The sequence below is a fragment of the Bradyrhizobium nitroreducens genome, assembly GCF_002776695.1.
In the GTDB taxonomy this organism is placed as follows: domain Bacteria; phylum Pseudomonadota; class Alphaproteobacteria; order Rhizobiales; family Xanthobacteraceae; genus Bradyrhizobium; species Bradyrhizobium nitroreducens.
Window position 1 is genome coordinate 7,079,902 of the sequence record NZ_LFJC01000003.1, and the last position, 12,753, is coordinate 7,092,654.

A 12,753-nucleotide genomic window follows, 5' to 3' on the forward strand; every position below is an offset into this window, starting at 1 on the left:
GCCCATAGCGGAAGCTAGGTAGTACTCTGACCTACCACATCCCTAATTTTGTTGGGATCAGGATAGGTAGATATCTGATTTCGTAACAGCGATGGAAATGGGCATTCTGATCCGATAACATCAACGCAACAAGTCCGGTCCAAACTCGATGTCAGCGCGGGTCGTAAGGCACTATCATGGCAAGAGCAGCTCCTAAGAGTCCCGTCACTCGTGACACGGTCTTCGTCGCCGGCGGCCAACCATCCGTCACTTACGTCGAACGCGATCACCTCAAGATCAGAGACGACCTGCAAAGGGCGCTCAAGGTACCTAACCAAATTGTTTCTCTCGCCGGACCGACTAAAACAGGAAAGACGGTTCTTTGTAAGGAGATTCTTGGCGACAAAGAGTACGTATGGGTCGAAGGTGGCCAAATTGAATCGTCCCATCAAATCTGGGACAAGATCTGCTACATCCTCAACTACCCGGTCGAAATTTCGAAATCTCATCGAGAGGAAGGAAAAGCAGGATTTACCGCCGGCTTGAAGAACTTTTTCTCGGTGGAAGGCTCGTTGCTCAGCAGCGAAGAGGGAAAGCGCACTTATAAGATCGACTCCATGTCTTCGGCGATCAAGCGTCTATCTGATCGCATGATCACGTTAGTCGTGGACGATTTTCACTATTTGCCTCCGGAAGCCAGGACTTCGTTCCTGAGAAATATCAAGGGCCCAGTCTTTAATGGATTAAAGCTTGTGCTGCTCTCCGTGACACATCGAGGCCTCGACGCTGTTAAGGCTGAGAACGAGTTACAGGGGCGCGTTTATTCAGTCATCTCGCCCCCATGGGATATCGCTGATCTCAAGATGATTGGCGAGCGAGGATTCGCAGCACTGAACATCATTTGCCCAGCGCGCATCCTGAGCAGACTAGCCGATGAGGCACAGGGTAGTCCATTCCTCATGCAAAAGCTGTGCTGGGAAATTTGCGCAGGAATTGGGGTTGATCAAAGGCCAAGCGACCCAATCACAATCTCAGATCAATATGACTTCGTTCCAATATGCGAGAGACTGTCGCGCGATTTCGGGCATCCAATCTATCAAAAACTCGAAGTTGGTCCCCAGAGCCGCAAGTCTCGAAGAAAACGACGGCTAAAATCGGGAGGAACGGCGGACATCTACAAAGCTATTCTTATGGCGATCTCCGCGACGGGGCCAAACGCAAGCATTTCATATGAAGAACTAAGGCTTGGACTAGTTGATCTCCTCGCGGAAGATCCACCGCAAAAGCACGAAGTAACATCCGCGTTGAAACATCTGGCAAGCATCTCCCAGAATATTGGCAATGATGCAGGGATCGACTGGGATGCTGATGAACGCAAAATTGATATAAGCGACCCCTATCTTCGGTTCTATCTCAGATGGCAGATCAGACCTGTAGCGACGTCTCGATCGTCGCAATACGAGCTTCGCTTGGCTACCCAAGCCTTCTCAAGACTGTTGGACAGGGTGATTGGGAAGAAGTAGTGAGCCGTAATCTTCACGGCCATTAGTAAGTTGCCCGCCACGCTTGCGAACTACCTGCAGTGGACTGTCGCGCGATGTCACTTTCCAGAATTGGTAGATTTGTCGTGTGACTGAGACGTTCTATCCGTTCTTCAACGCCTACACGATCGAGGATATCGCCGAGCCCGAACGCCTTGCGGCGGCGTGAAGACCAGCCCAAGTTCATCAACCTTGAACCGGAGCAGACAAGCGAACGACCAATGATTGGGACGTTGCTCCGGGATGCGCCATGGCCGACTCTCTCCTGGAAGTCATTTTCGATGTCATCGATTTCACGCTCGATGTCTCGGACGTGATTGATCGCACGAAACAGCAGAGCAAGCCTGACACCGTCGATGTCCCGCCGGACCCGAAACCGTTACCGGCCGCCGCACAGTGTGAGCTGGCCGAAGCCGAGGAACGGGAGCGCCGGCGCGAGCAGGCCGCTCAAGCCGCCAGCGGCACCGACCAGGCGTCGTAGCCGTAGACCCAGCTTGTATCGGTCCGCTCCTTCAGCCAGATGTTGGCGCGAGACGTCTCCTGCACCCGGGTCGTGCGTGCTTTGCGGGTTGCCTCGAAGCGGCGGAATGCATCTGCGACGCCATCGCGGTCGATGCCGTCGAGGCATCGCGACAACACTGCCGCATCCTCGATCGCCATCGCCGCGCCCTGCGCCATGTAGGGCGTCATGGGATGACAGGCATCGCCGAGCAGGGTCACCTTGCCGTCTGCCCAACGGTCGAGCGCCTCGCGGTCCATGATCGCCCATTTGTGCACGTCGGGGCACGCGGCGAGCACCTTGCCGACCTCCGGATGAAAGCCCTCGAACGAGGCGCGCAGATCGCGTACGTCGCCCTTCGCAGACCAGGACTCGATGCGGAAGTCAGGCTCGGGCTGGCTGGTGACGAGATAAACCTCGCTCCGATCAGACTTAACGTAATAGATCACGATGTGGCGGTCCTCGCCCCACCACTTCGTGCAGTCGTCGATTGTCTTCCCAACGAGCAGTGTCGCTGGATAGGTCGTGCGATAGGCGATGCGGCCGGTGAACTTGGCCGGCGCTGTGTCGAACAGGATGTCGCGCATTGTCGAATGGACGCCGTCCGCGCCGACCACGGCATCGGCGACGGCGCTGCTGCCGTCTGCAAAGCTCAAGCGGACGCCCTCGCCGGTCTCGTCGAGACCGACCAGCTTGTGGTTCAGCTTCACGAGTTCCGGCACGGCGCTCGCGAGCGCCGCATGCAGATCGCCGCGATGGGCGAGCAGGTAGGGAGCGCCGAATTTCTCTTCCGCGCTCTCGCCGAAGATCATGTCGAACTTGATGTCGCCGCTCTTCCAGTCGCGGTTGTTCCAGGAGCGCGGATAGAACGAGTGCTCCCGCATCCGCTCCTCCAGCCCGAGCGCGCGCAACACCTTCATGGCGTTGCAGCCGATCTGGATGCCGGCGCCGACGCGTGCGAACCGGAAGGCCTGCTCGTAGACCATCACGTCGACACCGACGCGCATGAGCGCCGCGGCGGTCGCAAGCCCACCCATGCCGGGACCCACGATCGCAACCGAAAGCGGCCTTGCCATCGCGTCCCCCACCCTGTCGCGCGGCTTGCATGCCGCGTCGTCCATCACGCGGGCCGAAATCCAGCCCGCTCCAGCGCCGCACGCGCCTCGTCTGAGCCGAGGGCCTCAAGAAACGCCCGCACGGCCGGCCTGTCCTTGCGCGCCGTCACCAGCGCGAAGTCATAATGCTCCTCCGCAAGCGGAATGAAACCGAGGCCGGCCGCATGGGCGACCGGCGCAATGGTCATGCCCCAATCGGCGCGCTGCTGTGCGACGGCCGCCGCGACTGCGTTGTGCGAGCGCGGCTGGTTCCAATAGCCTTCCGGCCGCGCACCGCCGAGCAGGCGGTCGATCAGAATGCGCGTGCCGGCTCCCTGGTTGCGATTGACCATGATGCAGGCGGGATCGGCGAGCGCCGCAGTGACGGCGTCCTTCGCATCAAGTCCCTCGAAACGCCTGTCGCCTTTGCGGAAGACAATGCCCTGCATTCGCCGCCAGCCCGGCACGAGCTCGAGCCCATCGACGAGATAAGGCGTGTTGTAGGTCTCGCTCTTGTCGTCGAACAGATGGATCGGCGCGAGATCGCATTCGCCGCGCTTGGCGGCCGCGAGACCACCGAGGCTGCCGACGGCGATCGAGCGCACGGCAAGGCCCGCATGTGCAAGCTGCGCAGTGACGAGATCGAGGCCGGTGCAATGGCTGCCGACGACGACGAGATCAGGCACGCGCACATGCGGCGTGAACAGCGTCACCTCGGCTTTGGTCCCCGCGGGCATCTGGTCGGCGAGCGCGTCGACGCGCAGAAAGCCGTCGGCCTGCGCAAACGACGTGATCGCGCCGGACCCCTTGCCGGAGGGATAGGCGATCAGGCCGTGCTTGCCCGCAACCAGCGAGACCATGACGAATTCGGTGCGGCCGAGCTCGGAGGCGATGCGGACCGGCACGGTCGCGCTCACCTTGGCATCGGAGCGCGGCGGCAGGCCGGCCAGCTTGCGCAACACCGGCACGATCATGTCGTGGAAGGTGAACATTGCCGAGGTCGGAAATCCCGGCAGGATCACAACCGGCTTGCCGTCGCACACCGCAAGGCACAGCGGCTTGCCGGGCTTGAGTGCGACGCCATGCGCGATGATGCCGGGCTGGCCGAGCCGGCCGATGATGCGATGGGACAGGTCGCCGGCGCCTTTCGAGGTACCGCCTGACAGCACCAGCATGTCGGCATCCGCAAGCGCGCCGCGCATGGCAGCTTCGAGCCTGGCTTCATCGTCGGCAACGGCGCCGAGGAAGACGGCCTCGCCGCCATTCTCGTCGATCGCAGCAGCAACGATGGCGCCGTTGGTGTCGTAGATCGCGGCGGGCGGAAGGGCGCCGCCGGGCTGAACCAGCTCGTCGCCGGTGGAGATCACGGCCACGCGCGGCTTGCGCGCGACAATCACCTCGGCAATGCCGCAGGCTGCCAGCATGCCGATCTCGCGCGAGCCGATGATGGTGCCGGCGCGCAGCAGCGCTTCCCCGCGCGCGATGTCGGATCCGGCATACGAAACGAACTGTCCAGGCGAGACCGCCCGACGCACGTCGATCGCATCGAGGCCGGCAGGCTGGGTGTGCTCGACCATGACGACGGCGTCGGCACCACGCGGCAGCGGACCGCCGGTGGCGATCGGCGTTGCGGTTCCCGCCGCGACTTGCAGCGCCGGCGCGGTGCCGCAGTGGATGGTCTCACCGTTCAGCGAGAGGCGCCGAGGAGCGCCCTCGCCGGCCGCGGAAAGATCGGCGGAACGCACGGCGAAGCCATCGACATTGGAACGGTCGAACGGGGGAACGTCGATCGGCGCCGTGACGTCTTCCGCGAGCGCTGCGCCGAGCGCGGCACCGAGCTTGCGCGTTTCGGACGGAAGCGCACGCGGGAACAGCGCCGCCTCGAAGCGCGCCAGCGCCTCCTCGCGCGAGAGGATTTTGAGGAATTGCTCCTGTTCGAGCGCGCTGCGCTCTGGCGGTTTCGGGATCATCGTCATGCGGAACCCATATCACTGCCGCATCAGATAAGCATCGACCAGCTCACCTGCTGCGAATCCCTCGTGATTGCCGGGAATGAGCAGCCATGCGTCCGCACGAGCAATCGCCTGGAGCGGCCATTCGCCCACGGCAAGCGGCCTCCATGTCTTATGTTCCTCCGCCAACAGCACGATCTCGGCGATCCCGACGCTCGACGCAATCTTTCGCGATAGCGGCAAGGTCACCTGCCGGCGCGTCCGACGCGCCGAGAGGCGATCGACGAGCGGAAGCACGAGCGCGAACCAGGCTGCGAGCGCCGGATCAGGCGAGCCAGGCAAGGCGACCACGGGAACCCGTCCGAGCCGGCCCACCGCCGCGGTACGCCCAGGCTGGAGCGCGAGGCCGTGCGCCATCACTTCGCCGCGCCGGGCCAGGGCCGCAACGGCGGCATCCCGTTGGCCGACGCCGCTGCCGCCGACCATCAGCAGGAGATCGCAAGCGGACGCATCAAGCGCTTCGGCAATCGAGGCTTCATCGCGCGCACCGGCTTGACGCGTTTCCACGTCCAGTCCCTCTGTACGCGCGAGACCGGCGACCAGATGCATCGTCGCCGTCGCGCCCGGCACGTTGACGATACGCAGCCGGGGCCGCCGCACGCCGAGTTGCTCCAAACCGGCAAGGCGTGCGAGCAGCAGGTCAGCCGCACCGATTGGATAGCCGTCAGCCCCTGCAGGCGTGCATTCCGCGATGTCGCTGCCGGCACGCCTGACGCCCTGCCCCGGCACGCCTTCCGCCAGCACCTGCACGAGCGGTCCCGACACCTCCACGGCGTCGGCGTCGAGCACACAGTCGCATCCCGCCGGCATCGCATCGCCAGCCTCGACCCAATCCGGCAGCTTCGTCAGAGGCAGCGGCGAATAGGAGGACGCGCCGACGAGATCATTGGCGCGGAGCGCCCAGCCGTCCGCGGCGGCAACGTCGTGCGGCGGATGGGCCGCAAGCAGCGGAGTGCCCGCGGCGATGCAACCGGCCGCGTCGGTCAGCGCCAAGTGCATCGGTGCAAGCGAACCGACGCCTTGCAGCAACGCGGCGAGCGCGGTGTCGAGCGGTGTCAGCGATGGCGGCAGGCGCTGGGTCATGCGCCATGATGGACCATGCATCGCACGGTTTGGCAACCGCCGGCGGTGAGAACGTCAACCGCCCGACTTGCCCGCATTGGGGAAGAACAGCTGCTGTCCGTCGACCTTGTAGCCTGCGATCGCCGCCTGCCCTTCCGGCGAGATCAGCCAGTCGATGAAGGTCTGCGCCAGCTCCCTCTTCACGTTCGGAAACTTCTCCGGGTTGACCAGCATCACGCCGTACTGATTGAGCAGCCGCTTGTCACCTTCGACGACGACGTCGAGATCGCCGCGATCCCGGAAGGCGATCCAGCTGCCGCGATCCGACAGGACATAGGCATTGGCGGCGCGCGCGGCGTCGAGAGCCGAGGCCATGCCCTGCCCGGCCTCGCGGTACCAGGCGCCCTTGGCGGCCGCGATGTCGATACCGGCGACGATCCAGAGCGCGAGCTCCGCGGCGTGAGTACCGGAGCGGTCGCCGCGCGTCACGAACGGCGCGCCCTTGGCTTCGATCGCCTTCAGCGCCGTCGCGATGTCCTTGCCCTTCACGGCCGCGGGGTCGCTCTTCGGCCCGATCAGCACATAGTCGTTGTACATCACGTCGAAGCGTTTCACGCCCAACCCGTCGGCGACGAACTTCTCCTCCTGCGGCCGGGCATGCATCAGCACGACGTCGGCCTCGCCCCTGCGCGGCCCGTTCAGCACCTCGTCGGCGCGCCGCGCGAGCACGGTCACCTCGATGCCGGACTTGTCGTGGAAGATCGGCAGCAGATAGTCGAGCAGGCCGGACTCCTGTGTCGCGGTCGTCGTGGCGAGGACGATGCCGCGGTCCTCCGCGGCTGAGGCCGCAACGCCCGCGGTGAGACCGCAGAAGAGCGCGAATGCAACGGACAGGCGGCCCATGATCAGGTTCCCATTTTTCGTGACACGATCATGATGATGATCGATTGCGCCGCCCTCGTGACGCGCTTGCGCCGATGCGTTCTCCAAATCGGGAAATTTCGGCAAGGCTGCGCATGCGTTGAGATCGTTCACCAAAGCGGAAATCGCGTGCGCGGATGTGTTGCAAAGCAGCGAGATGATCGGGCATGGTCCTGGCGACACGAACTGATGAAATGCAGAATTCCACCTGCGTCGAACGTCAAAAAGAAGCAAGAATTTGCATAGGAATGCAGGATGGAATTCCTGACGACCAGCGAAGCCGCCGATTACCTTCGGCTCGGCGAACGCAAGCTCTATGAACTCGTCACCACCGGCGCGATCCCCTGCACCAAGGTAACCGGGAAGTGGCTCTTCCCACGGCACGAGCTCGATCTCTGGGTGCTGTCGGGCCTCGCGCGTCCGGCCGGCATGCTGATCGCGGAGCCGCCGCCGGTCGTCGGCGGCAGCCAGGACGAACTGCTGGACTGGGCCTTGCGCGAATCCGGCTCGGGCCTGGGATCGATGAGCGAGGGCAGCGTGCGCGGGCTCGAGCGCCTGCAGCGTAACGAGGTGATGGCGGCGGCGGTGCACTTCCACGGCCTCGACGCAACCGATGATCTCGCCGGCGCCGCCAGTGTCGAAGCGCTGCGCGCAGCCCCCGACCTGCATGATGTGGTGCTGGTCGCGTTCGCGCGCCGCGAGCAGGGTCTCGTGCTGCCGCAAGGCAATCCCAAGCACCTGCACGGCCTGACCGACGTGCTCGCGCGCGGCGCCAGGATGGCGATGCGGCAGCAGGGCACGGGCGCGCAGATGCTGCTCGACGTGCTGCTGAAGCGCGCGGGGGCCTCGACACGCGATTTGCGCCGGGCCGAGGCCCCGTGCCTGACCGGTCCGGACCTTGCCGAACTGGTCCGCGCCGGACAGGCCGATTGCGGCATCGCCACGCGCGCCACCGCGCGCTCCGCCGGCCTCGATTTCGTGCCGCTGGTCTGGGAAAACTTCGACCTTGCGATGCGGCAGCGCAGCTATTTCCGCCCCGCCATGCAGGCCCTGCTCCGGTTTCTCGGCGAAAGACGGCTGCGGCAGCGCGCCGAGGAACTGACCGGCTACGATCCCTCGCCCGCAGGCCAGATCCGCTTCGCAGCCTGACATTGACGCCCGCCCCCAAATAGTTGCAAAAGAAACCAATTCAGCCGGGGGCACACCCGGGGCAACACCGGCCAACGCGCCGGATCAGGGGAGGACAAGCGTGAATCCAATCAGATTTGGACTGCCGGTCGCGGCCGCCTTGACGGCGGCATTGCTGTCCGGCGCGGCATCGGCGCAGCTTTCCGACGACATCGTCAAGATCGGCGTGCTCACCGACATGAACGGCCCGGCCTCCGCGCCGACCGGCCAGGGCTCGGTGACGGCGGCGCAGATGGCGATCGACGATTTCGGCGGCACCGTGCTCGGCAAGCCGATCAGCATCGTGGTCGGCGATCACCAGCTCAAGGCCGACATCGGCGCCTCGCTCGCGCGGCGCTGGTACGACGTCGAGCAGGTTGACCTGATCGTCGACGTGCCGGTCTCGGCGGTCGGGCTCGCGGTGCAGAACATCGCCAACGAGAAGAAGCGGCTGTTCATCACCCACTCCACCGGCACCGCGGACTTCCACGGCAAGTTCTGCTCGCCTTACGCGATCCAGTGGGTGTTCGACACCCGCGCGCTCGCGGTCGGCACGGCGGACGCGGTGGTCAAGCGCGGCGGCGACAGCTGGTTCTTCATCACCGACGATTACGCCTTCGGCCATTCGCTGGAGCGCGATGCCTCCGCCGTCGTCACCGCCAATGGCGGCAAGGTGCTGGGCTCGGTGCGGCCGCCGCTGGCAACGCCGGACCTCTCCTCCTTCGTGCTGCAGGCGCAGGCCTCCAAGGCCAAGATCATCGGCATTGCGGCGGGTCCCCCCAACAACATGAACGAGATCAAGACCGGCTCGGAGTTCGGCGTGTTCAAGGGCGGCCAGCAGATGGCGGCGCTGCTGGCGCTGATCACCGACATCCACGGCCTCGGCCTGCAGGCGGCGCAAGGCCTCTTGCTGACCACCTCGTTCTACTGGGACATGGACGACAAGACCCGCGAATGGTCGAAGCGCTACTTCGCCAAGATGAACAAGATGCCGTCGATGTGGCAGGCCGGCGTCTATTCCAGCGTGATGCATTATCTCAACGCCATCAAGGAAGCCGGCACCGACGATCCGCTCAAGGTCGCCGCCAAGATGCGCGAAAAGCCGATCGAGGATTTCTTCGCCCGCAACGGCAAGCTTCGCGAGGACAATCTGATGGTGCACGACCTCTGGCTGGTGCAGGTGAAGACGCCGGAGGAGAGCAAATATCCGTGGGACTATTACAAGATCCTCACCACGATCTCCGGCGACAAGGCGTTCGGCCCGCCGGACCCGGCCTGTGCGATGGTGAAGAAGTAGACAGCTAGCAAAACCACGGAATGTCGTCATGGCCGGGCTTGTCCCGGCCATCCACGATCTTTCGTGCGGCGCCAAGAACGTGGATGCCCGGGTCAAGCCCGGGCATGACGACCTCGGGTGTGGTCGCGAGCTACTTCATCACTCCAACCTCGCGGAAATATCTCATCACGCCCGGATGGATCAGCTCCGCCCTCGGCGCAGCCGCGACCGTGTTCGACGCGGTGGTCTCGCAGGCCTGGGCGAGCTTCTTGCAAAACGCCGCTTCGACGCCGTGCAGCGTCTTCGCCAGGCGATAGGCGACATCGTCGGGCAGATCCTCGCGGGTCAGCACGAAGCTCCACGAGCCGAGCGAGGCGATCGGCGTGGTCTGTTGCGGATAGCTGTTCGCCGGCACCAAGAGCGGCTTCAGGAAGGAGTGCTTGGCGCGGATGCGCGTCATCTCGTCCGCATCAGGCGCGATGAAGCGCGCGCCCGACGCGCTCGATGCCACCGCGGCAAAGCCGGGCCAGCCGATGCCGGCGCCCCACAGCGCGGCGACGCGGCCGTCCTCGACCATCGCGGGGCCGTCGCCGGCGCGGTCGAGATAGATCGCCTTGAAGTCCTCGTCCTGCTTGAGACCGAGCCCATCCAGCACATAGCGCGCCAGGATCGGCAGGCCTGAGCCCTTGGCGCCAAACGCGACCGGCTGGCCGACGAGATCGCGGATGGTCCGGTAGGGACTGTCTGCGCGCACCACGAACATGCCGGGGTTGGAATAGATCGCCGTCAATATCTTCAGCCGCACCGGCGCACGGCCGATGCCGGCGAAGGCCTCATAGGCCGGCTCGCCCGCGACCAGCGCGAGATCGAGCTCGCCCTTCTCCAGAAGCGGGATGTTCTCGTTGCTGCCCTTGGTGTTGCGGGGCGCGATGGAGAGTTGCGGATCGGCCGCGTTCATCACCTCGGCAAAGGCATTGCCATAGAGCGGAAAGCCGCCGCCGGGTGTCGCAGTCCCCAGACTGAGTGTCGTGGTCGAAATGGCCGTGCCTCCGGCTTGCGCAGCAGCGGGGCCGGCAAGCAGCACGGCTGCGAGAACGATGATCGCGAATCTCATGGTCATTCCCGTGGAGCCTGCGTCAACACCGACTTGCGGCGATGTAGGCAGCGAGCCGATTTTGTGAAAGCATGCCCCCAACGACAATAGAACAATGGGAGGCGTCATGTTGCGAATTTTGCGTCGGGGTGTTTTCGGGCTCGCGGTTCTCTTAGGTGTTTTCAGCACCACCCCTCAGGCCTCCGCCGCCTATCCCGACCGCCCGGTGCACTGGTTCATCGGCTTCGCCGCCGGCGGCCCGGTCGACATCGTGGCGCGGATCATGGCGCAGGCGCTGTCGGACCGGCTCGGCCAGCAATTCATCGTCGAGAACAAGGCCGGCTCCGGCGGCAACATCGCGGCCGCGGCTGCGATCAACTCGCCGCCCGACGGCTACACGCTGCTGTTCGTCGCGCCCAACAACGCGATCTCGACCTCGCTCTACAAGAAGCTGCCGTTCGACTTCATCCGCGACACCGTGCCGGTGGCGAGCATCATGCAGCTCACCAACATGCTGGTGGTCTCCAACGCGTTCCCGGCCAAGACGGTCCAGGAGTTCATCGACTATTGCAAGGCCAATCCCGGCAAGATCTCCTATGCCTCCTCCGGCAACGGCACCTCGGTGCACATGTCGGCCGAGCTGTTCAAGGCGATGACCAAGTGCGACATGATCCACGTGCCCTATCGCGGCTCGGCGATCGCCTTCCCCGACATCATCTCCAACAAGGTGCAGCTGATCTTCGACAATCTGCCCTCCGCGCTGGAGCAGGTGAAAGGCGGCAACGTCCGCGCACTGGGCGTGACCTCGCCGCAGCGCTGGCCGAGCGTGCCTGACGTGCCCGCGATCGCCGAGACCGTGCCGGGCTTCGAATCGGTCGGCTTCTACGGCATCTCCGCGCCGAAGGGCACGCCGAGCGAGGTGGTCGAGACCCTCAACAAGGCCGTCGGCGAAGTGCTGAAGGACCCGAAGGTGGTCGCCCGCCTCACGGAAGTCGGCGGCCTCCCCAAGCCGATGACGCCGGCCGAGTTCGGCAAGCTGGTCGCGGACGAGACCGAGAAGTGGCGCAAGGTGGTGGAGTTCGCCGGGGTCTCGGTGGATTAGCGAAGGGCCTGGCGGCACCGCCGGCACGACACGAGGAGGGGCTCGGGAGGCCCCTCCCATCAAAATATTGCAAAACAACCCCATGCACAGTAGACGAGGCTAGTCATTTCAATGGGTTAGCGACCCGAAAAACGAGCCTTCAGGAGGCGGTTTTGCTTCGTCGGGCAAAACAGGGGTATACAGGCATCATCCCCCATTTCGTTTATCTAGAAATCGTCGGAATTGCTGCTTCGGCGTTCCCATCCACCCGGGCCAGCATTGCACCCCCGCCCCCATCCCTGTAAACGAACCGCGCACCGTTGCCGGCCGCGCGTTCCCGCGAGCCGCTCGCGGCGGGGCCTGTAGCTCAATGGTTAGAGCCGGCCGCTCATAACGGTCTGGTTGCAGGTTCGAGTCCTGCCGGGCCCACCAAGAATATTAGCATCTTGCTGGGTCTTCGTTGCCGTCAGCGCGACGACCGCACCAGAAACCGCACCAGATACGGCACTCTTCGTTCGTGCGCGAGCTCGCGCACGGCAATCCGTTCGATGACGCTGGACCGACTTGGGTGATGGTCAATGTAACCGTCGCCCCCTCGTCGGTCGGAAATACTCCGATAGGCGAGCTCATCGATATCCGCCCTGGCGCGCGAACTCTTGCGAACGCCCTCGGGGATTTCTCAGCCTATTGAGTAGCCGGAGAACGCGGCGGGCTACGGTTTCGGCTTCGATAATAGTGGTCATTGTCTTCTGCTCGGTTTTGAAGTTCTGCGCTTTTTCCGCCGCAAGGGCCCCCGCCCGTGGGCGAGACTGGTACGGGCGTGCAAAAAGAAAATCGCCGGGGGAAAACCACCAGGTCTGCAAGGTCCCTCGCTCAAGCCGGGGGGGGGCGCAGAGAAGAGCCCTCGCCCCCGTCTCCACGAAGGGACCCGTCGCGAAGCGATGCTCTAGGTGTGGAGCCTCAAGAGGTTGTCCTTGGTCAGCCCAAGTCTGCTGATCGGCGTTTGTGAGTCTATACCACCGTGGGGC

Annotated in this window: 10 protein-coding genes and 1 tRNA gene; 6 read left to right on the plus strand and 5 right to left on the minus strand. The window is 64.1% G+C overall.

Features of this window, described 5'->3' with window-relative positions; all coding sequences use genetic code 11:
• The first annotated feature begins 176 nt into the window (after positions 1-176).
• Complete coding sequence (locus tag TSA1_RS33615; RefSeq protein ID WP_100180073.1) at positions 177-1,502, plus strand: hypothetical protein; 1,326 nt, start codon at positions 177-179, stop codon at positions 1,500-1,502.
• Between the two features lie 268 nt (positions 1,503-1,770).
• A complete protein-coding gene (locus tag TSA1_RS33620; RefSeq protein ID WP_100180074.1) occupies positions 1,771-2,001 on the plus strand; it encodes a hypothetical protein in 231 nt (76 codons plus the stop codon).
• Here the strand turns inward: TSA1_RS33620 and TSA1_RS33625 are convergent.
• The 4 genes from TSA1_RS33625 to TSA1_RS33640 are packed head-to-tail and all read right to left on the minus strand — an operon-like array spanning position 1,968 to position 7,090.
• Complete coding sequence (locus TSA1_RS33625) at positions 1,968-3,095, minus strand: FAD-dependent monooxygenase (RefSeq protein WP_100181475.1); 1,128 nt, start codon at positions 3,093-3,095, stop codon at positions 1,968-1,970. The genes TSA1_RS33620 and TSA1_RS33625 overlap by 34 nt on opposite strands.
• A gap of 44 nt (positions 3,096-3,139) precedes the next feature.
• A complete protein-coding gene (locus TSA1_RS33630; RefSeq protein WP_100180075.1) occupies positions 3,140-5,089 on the minus strand; it encodes a molybdopterin biosynthesis protein in 1,950 nt (649 codons plus the stop codon).
• A 12-nt stretch (positions 5,090-5,101) separates the two neighbouring features.
• Positions 5,102-6,208: a molybdopterin-binding protein gene (locus TSA1_RS33635; RefSeq protein WP_100180076.1), complete on the minus strand. Its 1,107-nt coding sequence runs from the start codon at positions 6,206-6,208 to the stop codon at positions 5,102-5,104.
• A gap of 54 nt (positions 6,209-6,262) precedes the next feature.
• Positions 6,263-7,090 carry an ABC transporter substrate-binding protein gene (locus tag TSA1_RS33640; RefSeq protein ID WP_430649785.1) on the minus strand — a complete coding sequence of 276 codons (828 nt, stop codon included), beginning with the start codon at positions 7,088-7,090 and terminating at the stop codon, positions 6,263-6,265.
• A gap of 273 nt (positions 7,091-7,363) precedes the next feature.
• Between TSA1_RS33640 and TSA1_RS33645 the strand changes: the two genes are divergently transcribed.
• The gene (locus tag TSA1_RS33645) at positions 7,364-8,257 is read left to right on the plus strand and encodes a substrate-binding domain-containing protein (RefSeq protein ID WP_100180077.1); all 894 of its coding nucleotides are present in this window, start codon (positions 7,364-7,366) and stop codon (positions 8,255-8,257) included.
• Between the two features lie 100 nt (positions 8,258-8,357).
• Positions 8,358-9,572: an ABC transporter substrate-binding protein gene (locus tag TSA1_RS33650; RefSeq protein WP_100180078.1), complete on the plus strand. Its 1,215-nt coding sequence runs from the start codon at positions 8,358-8,360 to the stop codon at positions 9,570-9,572.
• A 130-nt stretch (positions 9,573-9,702) separates the two neighbouring features.
• On the opposite strand, the gene TSA1_RS33655 is transcribed toward TSA1_RS33650, so the two are convergent.
• Complete coding sequence (locus tag TSA1_RS33655; RefSeq protein WP_100181477.1) at positions 9,703-10,665, minus strand: TAXI family TRAP transporter solute-binding subunit; 963 nt, start codon at positions 10,663-10,665, stop codon at positions 9,703-9,705.
• A 106-nt stretch (positions 10,666-10,771) separates the two neighbouring features.
• On the opposite strand from TSA1_RS33655, the gene TSA1_RS33660 reads away from it, so the two are divergent.
• Together TSA1_RS33660 and TSA1_RS33665 are read left to right on the plus strand one after the other, a co-directional pair.
• A complete protein-coding gene (locus tag TSA1_RS33660; protein ID WP_100181478.1) occupies positions 10,772-11,746 on the plus strand; it encodes a Bug family tripartite tricarboxylate transporter substrate binding protein in 975 nt (324 codons plus the stop codon).
• Positions 11,747-12,081: 335 nt separating this feature from the next.
• A tRNA-Ile gene (locus tag TSA1_RS33665) sits at positions 12,082-12,157 on the plus strand.
• Positions 12,158-12,753: the final 596 nt, after the last annotated feature.